A 22,216-nucleotide genomic window follows, 5' to 3' on the forward strand; every position below is an offset into this window, starting at 1 on the left:
GGAGCAGATCAATACACACACAGATTGGTTGGGGTTTTGAAACTCGAACTGAAGGGGATCACGAAGAGATTCGGGTCCCTGGTAGCCAATGACCACATCGATTTGGTCGTCGAACCGGGGCAGGTGCACTGCCTCCTGGGAGAGAACGGCGCAGGGAAATCCACCCTGATGAACGTGCTCTATGGCCTTTACGATCCGACCGAAGGCGAAATCCTGGTCGATGGCAAGCCCGTCGTCTTCAAAGACCCCGGCGAGGCCATGGCGGCCGGCATCGGAATGGTCCACCAGCACTTCATGCTCATCCCGGTCTTCAGCGTGGCCGAGAATGTGGCGCTGGGCAATGAGACCACCAAGGCCGCCGGCCTGCTCAACCTGGAAGCCACCCGCGAGAAGATCCGCCGGATCTCGGACCAATACGGGTTCGACGTCGACCCCGACGCCATGGTGGAGGACCTGCCCGTCGGCGTCCAGCAGCGGGTCGAGATCATCAAGGCGCTGGTTCGTGATGCCGAGGTGCTCATCCTTGACGAACCCACTGCCGTGCTGACGCCCCAGGAGACCGATGAACTCCTGGACATCATCCGGCAGCTGAAGCGCGACGGTAAGTCGATCGTCTTCATCTCCCACAAACTGCGTGAAGTCAAAGCCATCTCGGACACCATTACGGTGATCCGCCGCGGCAAGGTGGTGGGGCAAGCGGATCCCACGGCTTCCCCCACGGAGTTGGCGTCCGCGATGGTAGGCCGCACGGTGAGCCTGACACTCGACAAGGCTCCCGCCAAGGCCGGTGACGTGACTTTCAAGGTCCGCAACCTGACCGTCACGGACCACAACGGCCAGCACGTGGTCGATGATCTGTCATTCGACATCGCCAAGGGCGAAGTCCTCGCCATCGCGGGGGTTCAAGGCAACGGCCAGACGGAGCTGACCGAGGCGATCCTCGGCGTGCAGCCGCACGTGGCCGGGTCCATTACGCTCGACGGCGAGGAATTGTTGGGCAGGAGCGTCAAGCATATCCTCGGTGCCGGTGTGGGCTTCGTCCCCGAGGACCGCACCCTTGACGGCCTGGTCGGCACGTTCACCATCTCCGAAAACATGATCCTCGACCTCTACGACAAGGCGCCCTTCGCACGCGGCGTGGGAATGAAGCCGGGCGTGATCGCGGAAAACGCCGCCAGGAAGGTCGAGGAATTCGACGTCCGCACGCCCTCTGTGTCCGCCGCGGTGGGAACCCTTTCCGGCGGCAACCAGCAGAAGGTCGTCCTGGCCCGTGAGCTTTCCCGCCCGCTGCGCCTGTTCATCGCCTCGCAGCCCACACGCGGGCTCGACGTCGGCTCCATTGAGTTTGTGCACAAGAGGGTCATCGCCGAACGTGACCACGGAACGCCGGTCATGATTGTGTCCACCGAGCTGGATGAAGTACTGCAGCTGGCAGACCGGATCGCCGTGCTCTACCGTGGCCGGCTGGTGGGAATCGTACCGGCCACCACGTCCCGCGACGTGCTGGGCCTGATGATGGCCGGTGTCCCCGCTACAGAAGCCGAAGCCAACGCCGCCGCGCATGCTTCCGGCGCCACCACCACAGCGGCGGTATCGGAGCCTGCCGGCCACGAAGGAGAGTCCCATGTCTGAAAAGACAACCCCGGAACCGCAGGCTACCGGCCACAACGGCTCCGTGCAGTCCGCCCCGAACCAGCCGCCTGGCGGTACCACTGCCGATGCCGTCGCCTTCGACGTCGTCCTGGACACCGCCGGCGGCCAGATGCCGCCGTCAGCCGTTCCGGCAGCCACCCAGCGGCGCGGCCGGGATCATGACCGGGAAGGCCGCGGATCCGTCCTCCACCAGATCTTCACCGGCAACGCCATGGTCTCCTTCCTCTCCGTCCTGTTGGCGATCGTGCTCGGCGGCATCCTGATGGCAGTGACCAACCCCAAGGTAGCGGTCACCGCCGGCTACTTCTTCGCGCAGCCCGGGGACCTCCTGAGCGAGGTCATCCGTCCCTACATTGCCCTGGTACAGGGGTCCATCTTCAACTGGGCCGGCGCCGACCCGGCAGCCCAGCTGTACCCGATCACCGAGACCCTGACCGTTGCAACCCCGCTGATCTGCGCCGGGCTTGGCGTCGCGCTGGCGTTCCGCGCCGGCCTGTTCAACATCGGTGCCCAAGGGCAGATCATTTTCGGCGCGCTCTTCGGCGCCTACGCAGGGTTCGCGTGGCACCTGCCGATCGGCCTGCACCTGCTGGTGGTCATCCTGGCCGGCTTCGTAGGCGGCGCGGTCTGGGGCGGCGTGGTGGGCCTGCTGAAGGCACGCACCGGCGCGCACGAGGTGATCGTGACCATCATGCTCAACTACATTGCCAACTTCCTGCTGCTGTTCCTGCTCACCACCCCCGCTTTCCAACGCAAGGGTTCCACGAACCCCATCTCGCCGTTCCTCGATTCCACCGCGTTGTTCCCCGAGCTGCTCGGACCGCAATTCCGCCTGCACGCCGGCTTCCTGGCCGCGATAGCGGCGACCGCCTTCGTCTGGTGGCTGCTGAACCGCTCGACAATCGGTTTTGAGTTCCGCGCCGTTGGTGCGAACCCCAGCGCCGCCCGCACCGCCGGCATCAATGTCGCCCGCAGCACCATCCTAGTGATGGCGATCGCCGGTGCGCTGGCTGGCCTGGCCGGCGTGGCCCAGGTCTCCGGCACGGAAAAGTACCTCTCCGGGGGTGTCGCCGCCTCCATCGGTTTTGATGCGATCACGGTGGCTCTGTTGGGACGCTCGACCCCGTGGGGAACCTTCTTCGCGGGCCTGCTCTTCGGCGCCTTCCGCGCCGGCGGCGTGGCAATGCAGGCCCAGACGCAGACACCGATCGACATTGTGCTCGTCATCCAGTCCCTGATCGTGCTGTTCATCGCAGCGCCGCCGCTGGTCCGTGCGATATTCGGACTCAACCCCCGTAAGAAGAAAACCACCACACGTGGTACCGCAGGTTCGCGTGCCGGCGGCGTCAAGAGCGGAGCGGCAGCATGAGCGCCACCACACAATCTCCCACCGGCAAACAGCCGGGCACCGGAAACGGAACCGGCAGGACAGCCGGAGCCAACCGCGCCGAAGGCCGGACAGGCGCGGCCGGACTGGTGAGCTGGAAGGCCGGCATCGGCCTTGGCCTCCTCGCCGTTCTGGGTACCGTGCTGTTCGGCTTCCTGGCCAACCCGAAATCTGCCGGTTTCCAGATCGCCGAAGCCCGCGATCCGAACGCCTCCTCCGCCGCAGCGTGGGTCACCCTGGCCGTGGCGCTGGCCGCCGCCGCCTACGTCGGCTACCGCTGGATCAGCCAGCGGCGGGAGGGCGGGGGAGTGGACCGCTGGATTCCCGCCACCACCGTCGCTGCCGTCGCCGTCCTGGGGCTGGCAGCCCTGGGCGTCGCCAGGGTGGAAAAGATTACTGTGCCCTCGATGGCACTGGGCTGGATCTGCTCGGTCCTGCTGCTCGCACTGGCCGGGTACTCCTGTTTCCTGACCGTGCAGCGGCGGCGCACCCCCGGATGGCTGGGCGGCCTCTTCGCGGTGGTCTTCCTGGTCGGCTTCATGATCTGGATCGTCGCCGGCGGCCGTGACCCCGAACCCTCCATCTCCCTCGGCGGACTCATGGCCGGTGCCGTGACCCTCGCCGTGCCCCTGGTGTTCGGCTCACTGTCGGGTGTCCTGTGCGAACGGGCCGGCGTGGTTAACATTGCCATCGAAGGCCAGCTCCTGCTCGGTGCGTTCTCCGCCGCCGTCGTCGCCACAGTGACCGGGAATGTCTATGTGGGCCTCATCTCGGCGGCAGTCGCCGGCGCGCTCGTGTCCCTGGTCCTGGCCATCGTGAGCATCAAGTACCTCGTCAACCAAATCATCGTCGGCGTAGTCCTCAACGTGCTGATCAGCGGGCTTACCAGCTTCCTGTTCTCCACCCTGCTCACGGCGGACCCGGAACACCTCAATAAGCCCGGCCGTCTGCAGGCCGTGGATATTCCGTTCCTCTCCGACATCCCGATCATCGGCCCCATCCTGTTCCGCCAGTCCGTGGTGGGGTACCTCATGTACGTGGCCGTCATCGTCGTGTACGTCGGGCTGTTCCACACCAAGTGGGGCCTGCGCGTTCGCGCCGTCGGTGAACACCCGCAGGCGGCCGACACCGTGGGGATCAACGTGAACCGGACCCGCTTCATCAACGTCCTCATGGGCGGGGCCATCGCAGGAATCGGTGGCTCCTTCTTCACCCTGGTGTCTGTGGACGCGTTCAGCAAGGACATGTCCGGCGGCCGCGGCTACATCGCCCTCGCAGCCATGATCTTCGGCCGCTGGAATCCCATCGGAGCGTTCCTGGCGGCGTTGCTGTTTGGCTTCGCCGACAACCTGCAAAGCATCATCACCATCATCGGTTCACCCGTCCCCAGCCAGTTCATGGCGATGCTGCCCTACGCCCTGACCGTCGTCGCGGTGGCGGGCCTGGTGGGACGGTCCCGGCCGCCCGCGGCCGACGGCATCCCGTACGTGAAGGGATGACCGCCGTGGACAGCACCCAACCCGTGGACAGCACTCAACCCGTGGACAGCACACAGCCCGTGGACTGGGCAGCCATTGAGGCCGCCGCGGCAGCCGCCATGAAGAATGCCTACGCCCCGTATTCAAAGTTCCCGGTGGGAGCCGCGGCACAGACGGTTGATGGCCGGATTGTCAGCGGCTGCAACGTGGAGAACGCCAGCTACGGACTGACCCTTTGCGCGGAGTGCGTCCTGGTGGGGGAACTGCAGATGACCGGTGGCGGGCTGCTGCGTGCCTTCTACTGCGTGGATGGGGAGGGCGCCATCCTCATGCCCTGCGGCCGGTGCCGGCAGTTGCTGTACGAATTCAGCGCCCCCGGCATGCAACTGATGACCGGCCAAGGCATTAAAACCATAGACCAGGTGCTGCCCGACGCCTTTGGTCCCGAACACCTCGAGGAGACCCGGTGACCGACACCAAAGCCGAAGCGTTCGACGCCGTCGACATCATCCGCACCAAGCGGGACAAGGGGACACTGAGCCCGGAACAGATCGACTGGACCATTGACGCCTACACCCGCGGGGCCATCGCGGACGAGCAAATGGCAGCCCTGAACATGGCCATCCTGCTCAACGGGATGGACCGCGCCGAAATCGCCCGCTGGACGGCCGCGATGATCGCCTCCGGGGAGCGGATGGACTTCTCCAGCCTCCGGCGTCCCGACGGCGGCCTGAAATACACCACCGACAAGCACTCCACCGGCGGGGTGGGGGACAAGATCACGCTCCCGCTGGCCCCGTTGGTGGCGGTGTTCGGCGTCGCCGTCCCGCAGCTTTCCGGACGCGGCCTGGGCCACACCGGCGGCACCCTGGACAAACTGGAGTCCATCCCGGGCTGGCGCGCGGACCTCAGCAACGAGGACATGCTGGCCCAACTGCAGGACGTCGGTGCGGTCATCTGCGCCGCCGGTGCAGGGCTGGCCCCGGCAGACAAGAAGCTGTACGCACTGCGGGACGTCACCGGAACAGTGGAGGCCATCCCGCTGATCGCCTCCTCAATCATGAGCAAGAAGATCGCCGAGGGCACCGGCTCGCTGGTGCTGGACGTCAAGGTCGGCAGCGGAGCCTTCATGAAGGATGAGGCCCGGGCCCGCGAACTCGCCGAAACCATGGTGGCGCTCGGCAAGGATGCAGGGGTCAACACCGTTGCATTGCTGACCAACATGGACACGCCCCTGGGCCTGACCGCCGGCAACGCGATCGAGGTGGAGGAGTCCTTGGAGGTCCTGGCCGGCGGCGGGCCGGAGGACGTTGTTGAACTCACCGTCCGGCTCGCCGAAGAGATGCTCGCGTGCGCAGGGGTGCACGACGCCGACCCTGCAGCCGCCCTCAAGGACGGCCGCGCCATGGACGTCTGGAACCGGATGATCACCGCCCAGGGCGGCGACCCCCGCGCCGCGCTGCCGGTGGCCAGGGAATCCGACGTCGTCTACGCTCCCGCCGACGGAGTGCTGGTGGAACTGGACGCGCTTGCCGTGGGGGTGGCCGCCTGGCGGCTGGGTGCCGGCCGAGCCCGCAAGGAGGACGCCGTCCAGGCCGGGGCGGGAGTGCGCATGCACGCCAAGCCCGGGGCCACCGTGAGGGCCGGGGAACCCCTGATGACGCTGCTCACCGACACCCCGGAACGGTTTGCCCGCGCCCGGGAAGCCCTGGAACACGCCGTGGTCATCGCGCCGGAAGGTTCGCGGCCCGCCCAGCAGCTCATCATCGACCGCATAGCGTAGAGCCCATGCAGGCCATCAACGACTTCATCCTTGCCGCGGCCGGCCAGCCGTGGGTGCTGGTCCTGGTGCTGGCCTGCTGCATCATTGACGGATTCTTTCCGCCCGTTCCCAGCGAATCCGTGGTGGTGGGCCTCGCCGCCGTCGCCGCCACCGCGGATGTTCCCCACCCGCTTCTGCTGATCCTGGTCGCAGCAGCGGGAGCCTTCCTCGGGGACAACATCGCCTACCTCCTGGGCCGCCGGGTGGGCACCAGCCGCTGGGGGTGGATGCGCGGGCCCCGCATGCAAAGCGCGTTCCGCTGGGCCGGCCAGGAGCTGCGCAAGCGGCCCGCTTCGCTGATCCTGGTGGCCCGGTTCATCCCCATCGGCAGGGTGGCGGTCAACCTGACCGCCGGCGTCACTCACTACCCGCACCTGCGGTTCGTGGGCCTGACCGTCCTGTCGGCCAGCCTGTGGGCCGGCTACTCTGTGGCGATCGGGCTTTTCTTTGGGCAGTGGTTCGAGGACAACCACCTCCTGGGCGCGGCAATTGCCATTGTCTGCGCCGTAGCGCTGGGCATCCTGGTGGACCTGCTGATCAACAAATTCCGCGGCAAACCCAACGTGGTGGAGCGCATCCGGGAACCCGGGACATGACCGGCGCGTTTAAGGGGTAATTCCGGGCATTGGGGCGTAGCGGACATGCCCCGGCGCATGGGACACTTAGGAACGATTTCCGCTTTGGCTGCGGCACTTTGGCTGTGTCATTTTTCATACAGGAGCAACACCGCGTGGAGTTTATTAATGAGGCCGTGCTCCATGCAGCGGGCCAGTGGTGGATTTACCCCGTCCTGCTGGTGTTCTTCTTCGTGGACGGCTTCGCCATGGTGGTCCCCAGCGAGACCCTCATCGTAGCCCTCGCAGCCTTTTCCCGGCACAGCGGCGAACCCAACCTGTGGATCCTCGGTGTCACGGCACTCGTGGGGGCAATCGCCGGCGACAACATGGCCTACATGCTGGGCCGCAAGATCGGCCTGGACCGGTGGGGGTGGATGCGCCGGCCCAAGGTGCGGAAAGTCTTTGCCTGGGCCCGCTATGAACTCGAAAAGCGCGGCGCTGTGCTCATCTTCACCGCCCGCTACATCCCCTGGGGCCGCGTGGCCGTCAACTACGTGGCCGGAAGCACCGGCTTCTCCCACCGCAGGTTCTTCGTCTTCGACGCCTTTGCCTGCGTGACCTGGGTGGGCTATTCCCTTGGCATCGGCCTGCTGGCCAGTTCGTTCCCGTGGCTGCACCACAACCCGCTGCTGAGCGCCGGCATCGCCGTCGTCTTCGCCATTGTCCTGGGCGTCGTCATCGACCACCTGCTCCGCTGGTGGCACAAACGGCTGGGCCGGCATGACGCACCGGAAACTGAGGCACGGACCGACGAATCGTCCGCGTCAGCGGGGGAAGGCAGGCCAGGCACGCAGGCCCTCGTGGTGCCCTCGGCTAAGCCCGGTCCCGCCGCCAAATAGCGGCCGGCTTCGAACGGCTGGCTTTGGACTGCGGCCCACCCTAAGGTGGGAACGTGACTGAGCCTATTGTTGACGCTGCCCCTGCCATCGATTTCGACCTGAAGAGCCTTCCCAAGGTCTCCCTCCACGACCACTTGGACGGCGGACTCCGGCCGGCCACGATCATCGAATTGGCGGAAGCCGTTGGCCACACGCTCCCGTCGACGGACCCGGTCGCCCTGGGACAGTGGTTCCGCGAATCAGCCGACTCCGGATCCCTGGTCCGCTACCTGGAGACGTTCGACCACACGGTGGCCGTCATGCAGACCTACGACGGGCTGTTCCGGGTGGCCAAGGAATTCGTCGAGGACCTCGCGGATGACGGCGTGGTGTACGGCGAAGTGCGCTGGGCACCCGAACAGCACCTCCAGAAGGGACTCAGCCTCGATGAGGCCGTGGAAGCAGTCCAGGACGGATTGGAAGCCGGCGTCGAGGCCGTCTCCGAGACCGGACGCGAAATCCAGGTGGGCCAGTTGATCACCGCCATGCGCCACGCCGACCGCGGCCAGGAGATCGCCGAACTCGCCGTGCGCCACCGCAACCAGGGCGCAGTGGGCTTCGACATCGCCGGCGCCGAGGACGGATTCCTGCCCAGCCGTTTCCGGGACGCCTTCACCTACCTCGCCCAGCACAACTTCCCCGCCACCGTGCACGCCGGCGAAGCAGCCGGGCTGGAGAGCATCCAGTCCGCGCTGGTGGACGGCCGCGCCCTCCGCCTGGGGCATGGGGTGCGCATCGCCGAGGACATCATGGTGGAGTTCGACGACGACGAGGAAGCCGGCGACACCGTTGGGCTGGTGACCCTGGGCGACCTCTCCAGCTGGGTCCGCGACCGCGGCATCGCACTGGAAATCTGCCCCTCCTCCAACCTGCAGACCGGCGCCATTGCGGAGTTCGGTGAAGGAATCGAAAGCCACCCGCTGGACATGCTCTACCAGCTGGGCTTCAACGTCACCATCAACACCGACAACCGCCTGATGAGCGGGGTCACCCTGACCGATGAGTTCAACCTGCTCGTGGAAACCTTCGACTACGACCTCGACGACCTGCTCGAGCTCACGCTGAACGCCGCCGAGGCATCCTTCCTGCCCCTGGAGGAAAAGGAAGCGCTGGTGGAGTACATCAACGACGCCTACGCCAACCTTGGCTGATCCGGATTCCCGGCCCGGCAGTTCTCCAACCGAAGAACTGCTGGGCCGAATTGCCCAGCTGCGCCAACACTGCCCCTGGATGGGCGCCCTGACGCACGCTTCCCTGGTGGCGTACCTCCTCGAGGAAGCCTACGAAGTGGCCGAGACCATCGAGGAAGGCCACCCCGACGCCGAACTGCAGGGAGAGCTGGGCGACGTGCTGCTCCAGGTGGTTTTGCACGCACGCCTTGCGGAGGAGCGCGGCGCCTTCACGTTCGACGACGTGGCGCGCGGCCTGGGTGCCAAGATGATCCGCCGGAACCCCCATGTCTTCCGGCCCGACGGATCCCTGCAGGACACCTTCCCGGCCACCGTGGCGGAGATCGAGCAGAAGTGGGATGCCGTAAAGCGGGCCGAAAAGCCGGAACGGCAGGATCCCTTCGAGGGCATCCCGCAGGCCCTCCCGGCCCTGGCCAGGGCGCAGAAGTCCCTGGACCGTGCCGCGCGGGCGGGCCTTGGGCTCCCCGCGGGGACTCCCGTGCCTGAAAGCGAGGAGGAGCTCGGAAACCTGCTGCTCGCCGTCGTCCGTTCTGCCCGGGACAGCGGCATGGACGCCGAGCGCGCCCTGCGGGACGCCGTCCGCCGCTACCAGCGTGGCCAGCGGGACCAAAGTGACCACGCGCCATCATGACGTCCCGGCCGTGACCGGTTTGAGTAACCCGGAGCACTCTCGACTAGGCTGGACCGTGACGAGTACGTCGAGTTTTCTGCCTGATTCCCCCCGTTAATCGCCCATAAGGAGCAAATTCATGGCGCTTATCGATGCCATCCACGCCCGCGAGATCCTTGATTCCCGCGGCAACCCCACCGTTGAAGTTGAAGTCCTGCTGTCGGACGGCCAGATTGGCCGCGCGGCGGTTCCCTCCGGCGCCTCCACCGGTGAGCACGAAGCCGTTGAACTGCGTGACGGCGACAAGGGCCGCTACCTCGGCAAGGGCGTGCAGAAGGCCGTCGACGCCGTGATCGACCAGATCGCCCCCGCCCTGACCGGCTTCGACGCCACCGACCAGCGCAGCATCGACCAGGCCATGCTGGACCTGGACGGCACCCCCAACAAGGGCAAGCTGGGCGCCAACGCCATCCTCGGCGTCTCCCTGGCCGTCGCCAACGCTGCAGCAGCCTCCGCCGACCTGCCGCTCTACAAGTACCTGGGCGGCCCAAACGCGCACGTCCTGCCCGTGCCGCTGATGAACATCCTCAACGGTGGCTCCCACGCCGACTCCGACGTCGACATCCAGGAATTCATGATTGCCCCCATCGGCGCCGAGACCTTCTCCGAGGGCCTGCGCTGGGGCGTTGAGGTCTACCACAACCTCAAGTCCGTCCTCAAGGAAAAGGGCCTGTCCACCGGCCTGGGAGACGAAGGCGGCTTCGCTCCCAACCTGCCGTCCAACCGCGCTGCACTGGACCTGATCCAGGAAGCCATCAAGAACGCCGGCTACACCCCGGGCAAGGACATCGCCCTGGCCCTGGACGTTGCCTCCTCCGAGTTCTACAAGGACGGCGCCTACCAGTTCGAGGGCAAGGCCCTGTCCGCCACCGAGATGAGCGCCTACTACGCAGAACTCGTCGACGCCTACCCGCTGGTCTCCATCGAGGACCCGCTGGACGAGAACGACTGGGACGGCTGGAAGACCCTCACCGACGCCATCGGCGACAAGGTCCAGCTGGTGGGCGACGACCTGTTCGTCACCAACCCCGCCATCCTGCAGCGCGGCATCGACACCCGGACCGCCAACTCCCTGCTGGTCAAGGTCAACCAGATCGGTTCGCTGACTGAGACCCTGGACGCCGTCAGCCTGGCCCAGCGTGCCGGCTACACCACCATCACCTCGCACCGTTCCGGCGAAACCGAGGACACCACCATCGCCGACATCTCGGTGGCCACCAACGCCGGCCAGATCAAGACGGGCGCCCCGGCCCGCTCCGAGCGCGTGGCCAAGTACAACCAGCTGCTGCGCATCGAAGAGGAACTCGACGACGCCGCACGCTACGCAGGCCGCAGCGCGTTCCCGCGTTTCAAGGGCCAGTAACGGCCTAAACCCTTCAGCGGTGGCTATGGTTGAAAGACCATAGCCACCGCTGTTGTTTACAGCAGCATTTGTTCCAGCAAAGTTCGCCTGCTGGGACTGTCCAGCACAGATAGTGGCGGCCCGGCAGGCTGCGTTTCAGGAGTGTCATGGCTACCCGCCGCCCCAAAGTTCCCAAGGTCGCCCCAAACCGTCCAGCCAAGGACACGGCCGACGACGGACCCTCCGCCGGTGCCGACGTCATCCGGGCGGATTTCCGGCCGGCCAAGGGCAATGCCGGGCCGGCCCCTGCACCATCGAAGGACCAGCACGGGCAGCGCACCGGGAAGGCCGGAGGGGCCAAGGCGCCGAAGCCCGCCCCCGGGCGCAAGGGCAGCAACGTCATTGACGGCAAGGATCCGGACCGCGCCGACGAGGAACAGCATCCCGTCCCCGCCAAGGCGTTTTCCGGCCGCATGCTGGCTCTGGCAGTAGTCATGGTGGCCATCACCATCATGCTGGCGCCCACGGTCAAGATCTTCTTCGACAAGAAGGCCGAAATCGACGCCCTCAACGCCGATATCGCCGCACGCACGGCGCAGGGCGACGCCCTTCGCCAGCAGGTCTCGCGCTGGCAGGACCCCAACTACGTCAAGCAGCAGGCCCGCGACCGCATTAACATGGTTATGCCGGGCGAAACCGGCTACTGGGTTTTTGGCAGCGATGAGCCGGCCGGAGAAAGCAGTAGCCCCGCCGGCGCAGCAGCACAAGACCCCGCCGATCTGCCGTGGGTGGATTCCCTGTGGGAGTCCATCAGGCGCGCGGCCACAGACTGAACCGCACAGGAAGGACGGCCCGCGACAGTGGAACACAACACGGCAGCCGCCCGGGACGAATCCCGCCAACCAACAGCACACGACCTTGAAGTACTGAGCAGGCAGCTGGGACGCCCCGTCCGCGACGTCGTGGAAATTCCGGCCCGCTGCATCTGCGGCAACCCGCTTGTGGCGGCCACCGCGCCCCGCCTCAGCAACGGCACCCCGTTCCCCACCACCTTCTACCTGACGCACCCCGTGATCACGTCCGCGGTCTCCAGGCTTGAAGCTGCCGGGGTCATGAACAGCATGAACGACCAGCTGGCCGGTGACGACGGGCTCGCCGCCGCCTACCGGGCAGCCCATGAGGAGTACCTGGCCGCCCGCGAAGCCATCGGGCAGCGTTCGGGCATCGGCCCGGTTCCGGAAATCGACGGCGTCTCCGCCGGCGGCATGCCCACCCGCGTCAAGTGCCTGCACGTCCTGGTGGGCCACTCCCTGGCAGCGGGCAGCGGCGTCAACCCCCTGGGCGACCAGGCCATCGGCATGATCAGCGAGTGGTGGACCGCTGACAAGTGCTACTGCGACGGCGCCTGGGACACCGCCGGTGAGGCACCGTCCCGCGACCTGAGCCGCCACGGGCCCCAAGGGCTGCCGGAGATCGTGGGCCGTCCCGCCCCGGTCCGGAAATCCGCCGGAACCACAGGAGTGCCCGAGTGACCCGCGTGGCCGCCATTGACTGCGGTACCAATTCCATCAGGCTCCTGATTGCCGACATCGACCGCAGCAACGGCAGCACGGCCCTCACCGACGTCCACCGCGAAATGCGCGTAGTCCGGCTCGGGCAGGGCGTGGACGCCACCGGTGAGCTGGCCCCGGAGGCGCTGGAGCGCACCCTTGCCGCAACAGCCGACTATGCCCGCCTCATCAAGGAGCACGGCGCCGGGCGGGTCCGCTTCGTCGCCACCTCCGCCAGCCGCGACGCGCGCAACCGCGATGTCTTCGTGGACGGCGTGAGGGATCTTCTGGGAGTGGAACCGGAGGTCATCTCCGGCGACGAGGAAGCGGCATTGTCCTTTGCCGGGGCCAGCAGCGTCCTGCCGGTCCTCGATGGCCAGCAGGTGCTCGTGGTGGACCTCGGCGGGGGAAGCACCGAGTTCGTCGTGGGCACCGCCGCGGGCGTCACGGCCGCCAAATCCGTGGACATCGGCTGTGTCCGGCTGACCGAACGGCACCTGCGCAACGATCCGCCCACCGCCGGGCAGATCGCCGCAGCCGAAGCCGACGTGGACGAAGCCATGGCCCGCGCCGGCCGTGACGTGCCGCTGGAACAGGCCACCGCCGTCGTCGGTGTTGCCGGGTCCGTCACCACCATCACCGCCCATGCGCTCCGCCTGCCGGAATATTCGCCGGACGCCATCCACGGGGCGGAGCTGCCCATCGCGGAAATCCGCGATGCCGCCACCGACCTGCTGGACATGACCCGTGCCCGCCGGGCGGCCCTGCCGTACATGCACCCGGGGCGTGTCGACGTCATCGGTGCCGGGGGACTGGTGTGGCGGCGCATCCTGGAACGGATGGGGGAGTTGAGCAGCGGGAGAATCACCGCAGCCACGGCAAGCGAGCACGACATTCTTGACGGCATCGCACTGAGCATCGGGTAGCCCATGCATTCCACCCCAGCTTCAACCCCATTTGTTTCCCGTGCCGCGGCCGCCGCAATGGCGGTCTTCCTGGCCGCCTGCTGCCTCTGCGCCGGCCTGTTCACCGCCCCGTCCGCACATGCCGATGAATGGCGGGACAAGGAATACTGGCTGGCGGACTCGGGCATCACCAAAGCCTGGGAGGTGTCCAAGGGCGCCGGCGTGAAAGTGGCCGTCATCGACAGCGGCATCGACGCCCAGCACCCGGACCTCAAAGGCGCCGTCATGGGCGGCTACGACGCATCCGGCTCGGGCCAGCCGGACGGCCAGAAGAGTGTCGGCTCCAAGCCCGAGCACGGCACCCTGGTGGCCACCATGCTGGCCGGACGCGGGCACCAACCTGCCAGCGCCAGCCCCAGTCCCAGCCCGGGACCGGTAGTTCCCCCGGACGGCATCATGGGCGTGGCACCCGAAGCGCAGCTGCTCTCCGTCTCCACGTGGCTGGGTTCGGCCAACCCGTCCGGCAAAAGCGACCAGGACCAGATTCCCGAGGCGGTCCGCTGGGCTGTGGACAACGGCGCCAAGGTCATCAACATTTCGCTCGGCAGCACCACGCCGCAGTGGCCGCAAAGCTGGGACGCCGCCTTCCTTTACGCCGAACAGAAAGATGTGGTCATAGTGGCCGCCGCCGGAAACCGGATAGGCGGCAACACCCAGGTAGGCGCCCCGGCCACCATTCCCGGCGTGCTCACCGTCGCCGGCCTGGACCGCAAGAACGTGGCCAGTGTGGACGCATCGTCGCAGGGCATCAGCATCGGGGTGGCTGCCCCCGCCGAGAACCTCCTGGGCGGGCTCCCCGGCGGCGGCTACGCGGAATGGGCCGGAACGTCCGGATCCACCCCCATCGTGGCCGGTGTGGCCGCCCTGATCCGGTCCAAGTGGCCGGACATGAGCGCCGAACAGGTCATCAACAGGATCGTCTCCACGGCCAAGGACGCCGGGGCCCCCGGCAAGGACCCGCTGTACGGCTACGGCATCCTCAATGCCGAGGCAGCGCTCAAGGCCGACGTTCCGGAGGCCACCGGCAACCCGCTGGGCACCATCGCCGAGTGGATCCGCGTGCACAGGCGCGGCAATGCCGCTCCGGCAGCCCCGGCGCCAACCGCGACGCCGGTGCCCAGCGCCGCACCCACGCTGCCGGAAGCCACCGTTCCGGCAGCCAAGGCCCCCTCGCAGCGGGACAGTGCCATTGGCGCCGCCGTCGTGATCGGTTTTGCCGTCCTGTTCGTGGTGATTATCGCCGCCGCTGCCATCCAGTTGCGCAGGGCCGCCCGCAACGGTCCACCGGCCGTTGAAGAACCTGATACCGGGGTGATGGAAAGCGTGCAACCACGCCGGAATCCGCAGGTTACGGAGCCGTCCGACGGCTAGTGAAGATTTTCACAAACTCCTGTATCCTTGAATAATGGCAACCACCCCACAGCTCCAGGACCGTCCCAGGGTACTCGTCGTCGGCGGCGGGTACGTCGGCCTCTACGTAGCACTGAAACTGCAGAAGAAGATCGCGAATGCCGGTGGCATCGTCACCGTCGTTGATCCACTGCCCTACATGACTTACCAGCCCTTCCTCCCCGAGGTTGCCGGCGGCAACATCGAGGCCCGCCACGCGGTGGTCTCGCACCGCCAGCACCTCAAGCAGACCGAGCTCATCCAGGGCCGCGTCACGTCGATCGACCACGTCAACCGGACGGCCGTGGTGGCTCCTGCCGACGGCGGCGAAAACTTCGAGGTTCCCTACTTCGACGTCGTGCTCGCAGCCGGCGCCATTACCCGCACCTTCCCCATCAAGGGACTGGCGGACAAGGGCATCGGCCTGAAGACCATCGAGGAAGCCGTTGCCCTGCGCAACAAGCTGCTGGAGCGCATCGAGGTTGCCTCCACCATGACGGACCCCGCCGCACGCGCCCGTGCCCTCACCTTCGTGGTGGTTGGCGGCGGCTTCGCCGGCATCGAGTGCATCACGGAAATGGAAGACCTTGCCCGCGCAGCCGTGCGCAACAACCCCCGCATCAAGCAGGAGGAAGTCCGCTTCGTCCTGGTCGAAGCCATGGGCCGCATCATGCCCGAGGTCACCGCCAAGCAGGCCGACTGGGTGGTTGAGCACCTGCGCAGCCGCGGCATCGAGGTCCTCCTGAACACCTCGCTGGACAGCGCCGAAGGCACCCTGAAGCTGATCAACCTTCCGGACAAGACCCCCGCGCAGGAATTCGAGGCCGACACCCTGGTGTGGACCGCCGGTGTGCAGGCGAACCCGATGGTGCGCTCCACCGACTTCCCGCTCGAGCCCCGCGGCCGCGTCCGCGTCCTGCCGGACCTGCGCATCTCCGGCGACGAAGGCATTGTGGAGAACGCCTGGGCAGCCGGCGACATCGCCGCTGTTCCGGACCTCACCGGCAAGGGCCTGCCGGACGGCACCTGCGTCCCCAACGCCCAGCACGCCCTGCGCCAGGCCAAGCGCCTCGCCAAGAACCTGTGGGCTTCCCGCTGGGACAAGCCGCTGAAGGACTACAAGCACAAGAACCTCGGTGCTGTGGCCGGCTTCGGCGAGTGGAAGGGTGTTGCCAACATCAACCTGCTCGGCCGGATCGGACTCAAGGGCGGCCTCGCCTGGCTGGCACACCGCGGCTACCACGGCATGGCCATGCCAACGGTGGAGCGTAAGTTCCGCGTAATCCTCAACTGGATCATCGGGTTCTTCGCCGGACGCGACACGACGCAGCTCATGGACCTGGACAACCCCCGCGGCGCATTCGTCTCGGCGGCCACTCCGGCCCCCAAGCCCGCCGCTGCTCCCGCAGCAGTGCCGGCCGGCGGCTCCAGCGCAACCGCCTCCGCCGCTCCCAAGGAAGCGGTGGCTGCCAACGCCAAGTAAGGCGTCCAGCCCCTTCACCCCGTTCGACGGCGGCCGTCCCCTTCTCGGGGCCGGCCGCCGTCGGCGTTTCCAGCCAACAGGCCCCGGGCAGGTATCATTGACCCGGCGCCCCAGTAGCCCAATTGGCAGAGGCAGCGGACTTAAAATCCGCGTGTTGTGGGTTCGAGTCCCACCTGGGGTACAGATCGTCCCTTCCGGGCCTGCCACGGGCCCGGAACCAGGAAGACGCCTGCACAGCAGGCGTCTTCCTGCGTTTAATTCCACATAGGAAACGACTGTTATAAGGCTGTGACCTCTGTCACTTAGTTTCGCTGCGGTCTATGCATTAGCTTGAACCTAAATCAGGAATTCCTGGTCCAATTCGGGGCGCCGAGGCGCCCCATTGATCCGCACGCGCATCGCATGGCCCTGTTTCGGAAGGCAGACAAATGTACCGAAAGAAAGTCCTCACCTCGTTGGCAGCGGCAGCCACATTCAGCATGCTGCTGTCGGGCTGTGCCAACCAGGCGGGCCCCGGCACCACCGAAAGCTCTGGCTCGTCCAGCAAGGTGAACATCCCCGCCATTTCGAAAGTCGATGTCCCCGCCGGTGCGGTGAAGCCGGCCGGTGACGGCAAGGCAACCTGCCCCGCGACCACCACGCTGGCCTACGCAGGCGCGCAGACGGGGCCCAACGCCCAGCTCGGCGTCAACATCTTCAATGGCATCCAGCTGGCCATCGACCAGCACAACAAGTCCAACCCCGGCTGCCAGGTCCAGTTCAAGAAGTTCGACACCGAAGGCGACCCCAACAAGGCCACCGGCCCCGTGACCCAGCTGGTGAGCGAAACTGACATCGTGGGTGTCATCGGCCTCCCGTTCTCGGGTGAATCCAAGGCCACAGGCAACATCTTCGAACAAAAGGGCCTGGTCCACATCACGCCGTCGGCCACCAACCCCGGCCTGACCGGCAACGGCTGGACCACCTTCTTCCGGGGCCTCGGCAATGACGCCGTGCAGGGCCCGGCCGCCGCCAAGTTCCTCACCGGGAAGCTCGGGGCCAAGAAGGTCTACCTGGTCCAGGACGACTCCGATTACGGCATCGGCCTGGGAACCTCCACATCGGCCGGCCTTGGCAGTGCCTTGGCCGGGACGGAAAAGGTGACCACGGGGCAGAAGGACTTCTCCGCGGTGATCTCCAAGATCATGAACGCCAAAGCTGACGCTGTGTTCTACTCCGGCTACTACGCCGAGGGTGCACCGTTCGACCAGCAGCTGGTTGGAAAGGGCTTCACCGGAACGTTCGTGGCACCTGACGGCGTCAAGGACGACCAGTTCATCAAGCAGGCCGGTGACGCGTCCAACAACGCGTACTTCACCTGCCCCTGCCTCCCGGGTGAGCTGATCCCGGAATTCGCCACGGCCTACAAGGACGTTTCCAAGGGAGCCGAACCCGGAACGTACTCCATTGAGGGCTATGACGCCGCGACGGTCCTGCTGTCCGGCATCGACGCAGGCAAGCAGAGCCGTGCGGACCTGCTGGCCTGGGTCAAGGCCTACGACAAGGACGGCCTGAGCAAGCATTACAAGTGGGATGCCAAGGGCGAGCTTCAGGCCCCGACCGTCTATGGCTACAAGGTGGAGAACGGAAAGATCGTTCCCGTCGGCCCCATCGGGGAGTAGCATTCCGGCAGGAATCGGCTGTGGGGGCCAGCAGATGCGGCCCCCACAGCCTTTTCTTCGCTTGGAAGCATCCCACGACCAACCCAGGTCACTAGACACAAGTCCCACGGCCGGGCCCACAAGGCCGCGTGCAACTGGATCAGGACGTTCCCATGCTTTCCACTCTTGTCCCACTACTCCCGACGGAAAACGACTGGATCACCTTCGACATACCGTCCCTGGCCGAGAACTTCTGGAGTGCCACCTTTGACGGCCTCACGTTCGGAGCCATCTACGCACTCGTAGCACTCGGCTACACCCTGGTGTACGGCGTGCTTAACCTGATCAACTTCGCCCACTCGGAAGTCTTCATCGTCGGCTGCTACGCCGTCTTCTTCACCCTCAGCAGCCTGGGCTTTGGCCCCTCGGTTCCGAGGCTGGACATCTGGGCCATCATCCTCAACCTGCTGCTTGCACTGGTCCTGGCGATGGTTGCCTCTGCGGTCACGGCCTTCCTTCTGGAACGCATCGCCTATAAACCGCTGCGGAAGCGCAACGCCCCGCGCCTGGTGTTCCTGATCACGGCCATCGGTGCCTCCTTCACCATCCAGTACCTGATCTACCTGTGGCGCGGTCCCAGCCCCGAGCTTGCCCTGACCATGTTCCGTCCCACGCCCATCTTCGATGTGTTCGGCACCATCATCGACTCCCAGCAGCTGGTGATCATCATTGCCGCAGTGATCATGATGGTGGGCATCGACAGGTTCATCAGCAAGTCGCGCACGGGCCGCGGCATCCGCGCGGTCGCCCAGGACCCTGACACCGCCACATTGATGGGTGTGAACAAAGAGCGCATCATTATTACCACCTTCGTCATCGGAGGCCTGCTCGCAGGAGCCGCCGCTTTGTTCTACGTCATGAAGATTCCGTCCGGTGTCCAATACAGCGGCGGCTTCGTCCTTGGCATCAAGGCGTTTGCGGCCGCAGTGCTCGGCGGCATCGGCAACGTCCGAGGCGCCCTGCTCGGCGGCCTGCTGCTGGGCCTGATCGGCAACTACGGCCAGATCCTGTTGGGCAACTCGCAGTGGACCGACGTCGTGGCGTTCGTGGTGCTGGTGCTCGTGCTGCTGCTGCGGCCCGAAGGCATCCTGGGCACCTCCCTTGGAAGGAGCAAAGCATGAGCATGACGGACGGCCCCACGCCGCTGCGGACAGCCGCCGCCGCGCAGGCTGCGGAGGACCGCGAAGCCTCCTCGAAATCCCCGGGCAGGAGTTCCCTCCGGCAGCAGGGCAAACGCAAGCCCGGCTACTTCTCCGACCGGTGGCACGCCCTGTCCCGCCAGCAGCAGTGGGCCTTCCTGGTGATAGTAGTGGTCCTGGCCTACCTGCTGCCGCTGATTAATCCGCCGATCCTCACTACCGAACCCGGCAACAACTTCGCCCTCGCCTGCTTCGACATGGCACGCTTTGCGCTGATCGCGGTGGGACTTAACATCGTGGTGGGCTACGCCGGCCTGCTGGACCTGGGATACGTCGCCTTTTTCGCGGTAGGTTCCTACGTTGCCGCCATGCTGACCAGCCCGGATTCGCCCTACCTGCACATCCCTTACCTGTGGACGCTTCCCGTGGCCATGGCCGTGACCATGTTCTTTGGCGTCATGCTGGGCGTGCCCACCCTCCGGCTCAGGGGCGACTACCTGGCCATCGTGACGCTCGGCTTCGGCGAGATCATCCGCATCCTTGCCACGATCATCCCCGCCATGAAGGGCCAGGTGGGCTTCCAGAACGTCGGCCACCCGCCGGGGGACGGTGCTGACGGCCAGCCGATTTTCTCCAACTCCAACGGTGTGCCCTGGTACTGGCTGACCTTGACCATCATCATCATCGTCACCCTGCTGGTGGGCAACCTGGAACGCAGCCGGGTGGGCCGGGCCTGGATCGCCATCCGCGAAGATGAGGACGCCGCGGAAATCATGGGCGTGCCCACCTTCAAGTACAAGGTGTGGGCCTTCGCCATCGGCGCTGCCGTCGGCGGCCTGTCCGGTGCCCTGTTCGCCGGCCAGGTAGGGTTCGTCAACAACCAGAAGTTCGACGTCACCACGTCCATCCTGTTCCTCGCCGCCGTCGTCCTGGGCGGTGCGGGCAACAAGGTGGGCGCCATCCTGGGCGGGGCCCTGGTCAGCTACATTCCGCTCAGGTTCACGGCCATCGCCGAATACAAATACCTGATCTTCGGGATCGCGCTGGTGCTGATCATGATCTTCCGTTCCCAGGGACTGCTTCCGGCACGGCAGCGGCTGCTCGCCTACGGCAGGACGGCGTTGAACAGGATCACCAGCCGCGAGGGTGCGGAGCCGAAAGACAAAGACAATCCACCGGCCGGCCCTGAAACACCGGTCGCCGGACAGAGAGGAGCGGAGGCATGAGCTCCGAGGAAAGGCACGCCGGCTCCAGCAGTGTTGAAGAGCAGCCGGACCACGACGCCGCGGCCCAGGAAAGCACGGTCCAGGATGGCTCGGCGGCCCCCATCGCGCCCGAGATGGACATGGAAGCCCTGGCCGAGGCAGGGGTTGACCAGGACCTGGCGGAGAAAGTGGCACCCGACCGCGACATCGCGGTCAAGGTGGGCGACAACATCGTCGAGGTGCAGAACCTGACTATCAAGTTCGGCGGCCTGGTGGCCCTGGACAACATCAGCTTCAACATCAAGCGGGGCGAGATCCTGGGGCTCATCGGCCCCAACGGTGCCGGCAAAACCACCTGCTTCAACGCCATGACCGGTGTCTACAAGCCCACCAGCGGCAAAGTGGTCCTGGAAGGCCAGGTCCTGAACGGCATCAAGCAGCACAAGATCACCCGGCTGGGCCTGTCGCGCACATTCCAGAACATCCGGCTGTTCGGCGAAATGACGGCCCTGGAAAACGTGGTGGTGGGCCTGGACGCACGGCACCGCACCAGCGTCGGTGGCGCGTTGCTGCGCCTGCCCACCCACATCAAGGAGGAAAAATCGGCCATCGAGCGGGGCATGGCCCTGCTGGACTTCGTGGGCATCGGCAGCCACGCCCACGTCCTGTCCCGGCAACTGCCGTACGGCTACCAGCGCCGGCTGGAAATCGCCCGTGCGCTGGCCACCGATCCCAAAGTGCTGTGCCTGGACGAGCCCGCTGCCGGGTTCAACCCTGCAGAGAAAGAAGAACTGATGGCGCTCATCCGCACCATCAGGGACGAGGGCTACACCGTGCTGCTGATTGAGCACGACATGAAGCTCGTCATGGGCGTGACAGACCGGATCGTCGTGCTGGAGTTCGGTAAGAAGATCGCGGACGGACTGCCGCGCGAAATCCGTGAGGATCCGCGCGTCATTGCCGCCTACCTAGGAGAGCCTGAAGATGACGTTGCTTGAGCTCGAGGGCGTATCCGTCCACTACGGCCGGATCCAGGCCCTGCGCGACATTTCATTCACCGTCGAGGAAGGTGAAGTGGTGGCCCTGATCGGTGCCAACGGTGCCGGCAAGACCACCACCATGCGCACCATTTCCGGCCTCCTGAACTGCACCGAAGGAAAGATCACCTTTGGCGGCCAGGACATCACCAGGATGAAGGCCCATATCCGGGTGGTCCATGGGATTTCCCAGGCACCTGAAGGGCGCGGCATCTTCCCGGGCATGACGGTCATGGAAAACCTGGATATGGGAACCTTTGGGCGCAAGGACAGAAGCGGCGTATCGAAGGACCTGGATCGTGTCTTCGACCTGTTCCCCCGCCTGAAGGAGCGCGAAAAGCAGTTCGGCGGCACCATGTCCGGCGGTGAGCAGCAGATGCTGGCCATTGGCCGCGCCCTCATGTCAAACCCGAAGCTGCTATTGCTCGACGAGCCGTCCATGGGCCTGGCGCCGCAGTTCATCCGCCAGATCTTCAAGATCATCAAGGAAATCAACAACCAGGGCACCACGGTGCTGATGGTGGAGCAGAACGCCAACCAGGCCCTTGCCGGAGCGCACCGGGCCTTCGTGCTCGAAACGGGGGAGATCACCCACAGTGGCACCGGCAAGCAGTTGCTGGAGGACCCCTCCATCAAGGAGGCGTACCTGGGCGTAGGGTAGGCCCCCGATGGGGCCCGGTACCAACCATGGCGACGGTCACGGTTCGGTTG

The 22,216-nt window shown here is 66.0% G+C and carries 20 protein-coding genes and 1 tRNA gene; all 21 read left to right on the top strand.

Going from position 1 to position 22,216, the window contains the following annotated elements; all coding sequences use genetic code 11:
* Positions 1 to 36: 36 nt before the first annotated feature.
* The 21 genes from ACFVTD_RS06230 to ACFVTD_RS06330 all read left to right on the top strand — a co-directional run bounded on the left by ACFVTD_RS06230 (position 37) and on the right by ACFVTD_RS06330 (position 22,166).
* On the top strand, positions 37 to 1,632 hold the full coding sequence (locus ACFVTD_RS06230; protein ID WP_387559680.1) for an ABC transporter ATP-binding protein: 1,596 nt from the start codon (positions 37 to 39) through the stop codon (positions 1,630 to 1,632).
* Positions 1,625 to 3,022: an ABC transporter permease gene (locus ACFVTD_RS06235; RefSeq protein WP_387559683.1), complete on the top strand. Its 1,398-nt coding sequence runs from the start codon at positions 1,625 to 1,627 to the stop codon at positions 3,020 to 3,022. The genes ACFVTD_RS06230 and ACFVTD_RS06235 overlap by 8 nt, the downstream gene beginning before the upstream one ends.
* On the top strand, positions 3,019 to 4,539 hold the full coding sequence (locus tag ACFVTD_RS06240; RefSeq protein WP_387559686.1) for an ABC transporter permease: 1,521 nt from the start codon (positions 3,019 to 3,021) through the stop codon (positions 4,537 to 4,539). Before ACFVTD_RS06235 ends, ACFVTD_RS06240 begins: the two co-directional genes overlap by 4 nt.
* Complete coding sequence (locus ACFVTD_RS06245; protein ID WP_387559689.1) at positions 4,536 to 4,988, top strand: cytidine deaminase; 453 nt, start codon at positions 4,536 to 4,538, stop codon at positions 4,986 to 4,988. The genes ACFVTD_RS06240 and ACFVTD_RS06245 overlap by 4 nt, the downstream gene beginning before the upstream one ends.
* On the top strand, positions 4,985 to 6,301 hold the full coding sequence (locus ACFVTD_RS06250) for a thymidine phosphorylase (RefSeq protein WP_387559692.1): 1,317 nt from the start codon (positions 4,985 to 4,987) through the stop codon (positions 6,299 to 6,301). Before ACFVTD_RS06245 ends, ACFVTD_RS06250 begins: the two co-directional genes overlap by 4 nt.
* 5 nt (positions 6,302 to 6,306) lie before the next feature.
* Entirely contained in the window at positions 6,307 to 6,936 is a 630-nt protein-coding gene (locus ACFVTD_RS06255; RefSeq protein ID WP_387559695.1) for a DedA family protein, read from the top strand.
* A 134-nt stretch (positions 6,937 to 7,070) separates the two neighbouring features.
* Entirely contained in the window at positions 7,071 to 7,796 is a 726-nt protein-coding gene (locus ACFVTD_RS06260) for a DedA family protein (protein ID WP_387559698.1), read from the top strand.
* A 53-nt stretch (positions 7,797 to 7,849) separates the two neighbouring features.
* Positions 7,850 to 8,986 (top strand): adenosine deaminase, encoded by a 1,137-nt coding sequence (locus ACFVTD_RS06265; RefSeq protein ID WP_159632554.1) that lies wholly within the window; start codon positions 7,850 to 7,852, stop codon positions 8,984 to 8,986.
* 79 nt (positions 8,987 to 9,065) lie between these two features.
* Positions 9,066 to 9,656, top strand: coding sequence for a MazG nucleotide pyrophosphohydrolase domain-containing protein (locus ACFVTD_RS06270; RefSeq protein ID WP_387559701.1), 591 nt, complete (start codon positions 9,066 to 9,068; stop codon positions 9,654 to 9,656).
* Between the two features lie 118 nt (positions 9,657 to 9,774).
* Positions 9,775 to 11,058 carry a phosphopyruvate hydratase gene (gene eno, locus ACFVTD_RS06275; RefSeq protein WP_387559704.1) on the top strand — a complete coding sequence of 428 codons (1,284 nt, stop codon included), beginning with the start codon at positions 9,775 to 9,777 and terminating at the stop codon, positions 11,056 to 11,058.
* Positions 11,059 to 11,204: 146 nt separating this feature from the next.
* Positions 11,205 to 11,870: a septum formation initiator family protein gene (locus tag ACFVTD_RS06280; protein WP_387559707.1), complete on the top strand. Its 666-nt coding sequence runs from the start codon at positions 11,205 to 11,207 to the stop codon at positions 11,868 to 11,870.
* Positions 11,871 to 11,897: 27 nt separating this feature from the next.
* A complete protein-coding gene (locus ACFVTD_RS06285; RefSeq protein WP_387559710.1) occupies positions 11,898 to 12,569 on the top strand; it encodes a DUF501 domain-containing protein in 672 nt (223 codons plus the stop codon).
* Positions 12,566 to 13,513: an exopolyphosphatase gene (locus ACFVTD_RS06290; protein WP_387559713.1), complete on the top strand. Its 948-nt coding sequence runs from the start codon at positions 12,566 to 12,568 to the stop codon at positions 13,511 to 13,513. Before ACFVTD_RS06285 ends, ACFVTD_RS06290 begins: the two co-directional genes overlap by 4 nt.
* Positions 13,514 to 13,516: 3 nt before the next feature.
* Positions 13,517 to 14,923 carry a S8 family serine peptidase gene (locus ACFVTD_RS06295; protein ID WP_387559716.1) on the top strand — a complete coding sequence of 469 codons (1,407 nt, stop codon included), beginning with the start codon at positions 13,517 to 13,519 and terminating at the stop codon, positions 14,921 to 14,923.
* A 34-nt stretch (positions 14,924 to 14,957) separates the two neighbouring features.
* On the top strand, positions 14,958 to 16,424 hold the full coding sequence (locus ACFVTD_RS06300; RefSeq protein ID WP_387559719.1) for an NAD(P)/FAD-dependent oxidoreductase: 1,467 nt from the start codon (positions 14,958 to 14,960) through the stop codon (positions 16,422 to 16,424).
* Between the two features lie 107 nt (positions 16,425 to 16,531).
* Positions 16,532 to 16,605 (top strand) — tRNA-Leu (locus ACFVTD_RS06305).
* 247 nt (positions 16,606 to 16,852) lie between these two features.
* Complete coding sequence (locus ACFVTD_RS06310; protein WP_387559722.1) at positions 16,853 to 18,085, top strand: branched-chain amino acid ABC transporter substrate-binding protein; 1,233 nt, start codon at positions 16,853 to 16,855, stop codon at positions 18,083 to 18,085.
* Positions 18,086 to 18,237: 152 nt separating this feature from the next.
* A complete protein-coding gene (locus ACFVTD_RS06315; protein ID WP_387559725.1) occupies positions 18,238 to 19,245 on the top strand; it encodes a branched-chain amino acid ABC transporter permease in 1,008 nt (335 codons plus the stop codon).
* Positions 19,242 to 20,489 (top strand): branched-chain amino acid ABC transporter permease, encoded by a 1,248-nt coding sequence (locus tag ACFVTD_RS06320; RefSeq protein ID WP_387559728.1) that lies wholly within the window; start codon positions 19,242 to 19,244, stop codon positions 20,487 to 20,489. The genes ACFVTD_RS06315 and ACFVTD_RS06320 overlap by 4 nt, the downstream gene beginning before the upstream one ends.
* Positions 20,486 to 21,466 carry an ABC transporter ATP-binding protein gene (locus ACFVTD_RS06325; protein ID WP_387559731.1) on the top strand — a complete coding sequence of 327 codons (981 nt, stop codon included), beginning with the start codon at positions 20,486 to 20,488 and terminating at the stop codon, positions 21,464 to 21,466. The genes ACFVTD_RS06320 and ACFVTD_RS06325 overlap by 4 nt, the downstream gene beginning before the upstream one ends.
* Positions 21,459 to 22,166, top strand: a complete 708-nt coding sequence (locus tag ACFVTD_RS06330; protein ID WP_387560511.1) for an ABC transporter ATP-binding protein — start codon at positions 21,459 to 21,461, stop codon at positions 22,164 to 22,166. Before ACFVTD_RS06325 ends, ACFVTD_RS06330 begins: the two co-directional genes overlap by 8 nt.
* Positions 22,167 to 22,216: the final 50 nt, after the last annotated feature.

Source organism: Pseudarthrobacter sp. NPDC058119 (assembly GCF_042884655.1).
GTDB lineage: Bacteria > Actinomycetota > Actinomycetes > Actinomycetales > Micrococcaceae > Arthrobacter.

Coding starts and splice junctions, on each gene's coding strand:
- ACFVTD_RS06245 (WP_387559689.1), top strand. CDS start 4,536: ATGACCGCCGTGGACAGCACCCAACCCGTGGACAGCACTCAACCCGTG.
- ACFVTD_RS06240 (WP_387559686.1), top strand. CDS start 3,019: ATGAGCGCCACCACACAATCTCCCACCGGCAAACAGCCGGGCACCGGA.
- ACFVTD_RS06295 (WP_387559716.1), top strand. CDS start 13,517: ATGCATTCCACCCCAGCTTCAACCCCATTTGTTTCCCGTGCCGCGGCC.
- eno (WP_387559704.1), top strand. CDS start 9,775: ATGGCGCTTATCGATGCCATCCACGCCCGCGAGATCCTTGATTCCCGC.
- ACFVTD_RS06270 (WP_387559701.1), top strand. CDS start 9,066: ATGGGCGCCCTGACGCACGCTTCCCTGGTGGCGTACCTCCTCGAGGAA.
- ACFVTD_RS06325 (WP_387559731.1), top strand. CDS start 20,486: ATGAGCTCCGAGGAAAGGCACGCCGGCTCCAGCAGTGTTGAAGAGCAG.
- ACFVTD_RS06320 (WP_387559728.1), top strand. CDS start 19,242: ATGAGCATGACGGACGGCCCCACGCCGCTGCGGACAGCCGCCGCCGCG.
- ACFVTD_RS06310 (WP_387559722.1), top strand. CDS start 16,853: ATGTACCGAAAGAAAGTCCTCACCTCGTTGGCAGCGGCAGCCACATTC.
- ACFVTD_RS06300 (WP_387559719.1), top strand. CDS start 14,958: ATGGCAACCACCCCACAGCTCCAGGACCGTCCCAGGGTACTCGTCGTC.
- ACFVTD_RS06280 (WP_387559707.1), top strand. CDS start 11,205: ATGGCTACCCGCCGCCCCAAAGTTCCCAAGGTCGCCCCAAACCGTCCA.
- ACFVTD_RS06255 (WP_387559695.1), top strand. CDS start 6,307: ATGCAGGCCATCAACGACTTCATCCTTGCCGCGGCCGGCCAGCCGTGG.
- ACFVTD_RS06315 (WP_387559725.1), top strand. CDS start 18,238: ATGCTTTCCACTCTTGTCCCACTACTCCCGACGGAAAACGACTGGATC.
- ACFVTD_RS06235 (WP_387559683.1), top strand. CDS start 1,625: ATGTCTGAAAAGACAACCCCGGAACCGCAGGCTACCGGCCACAACGGC.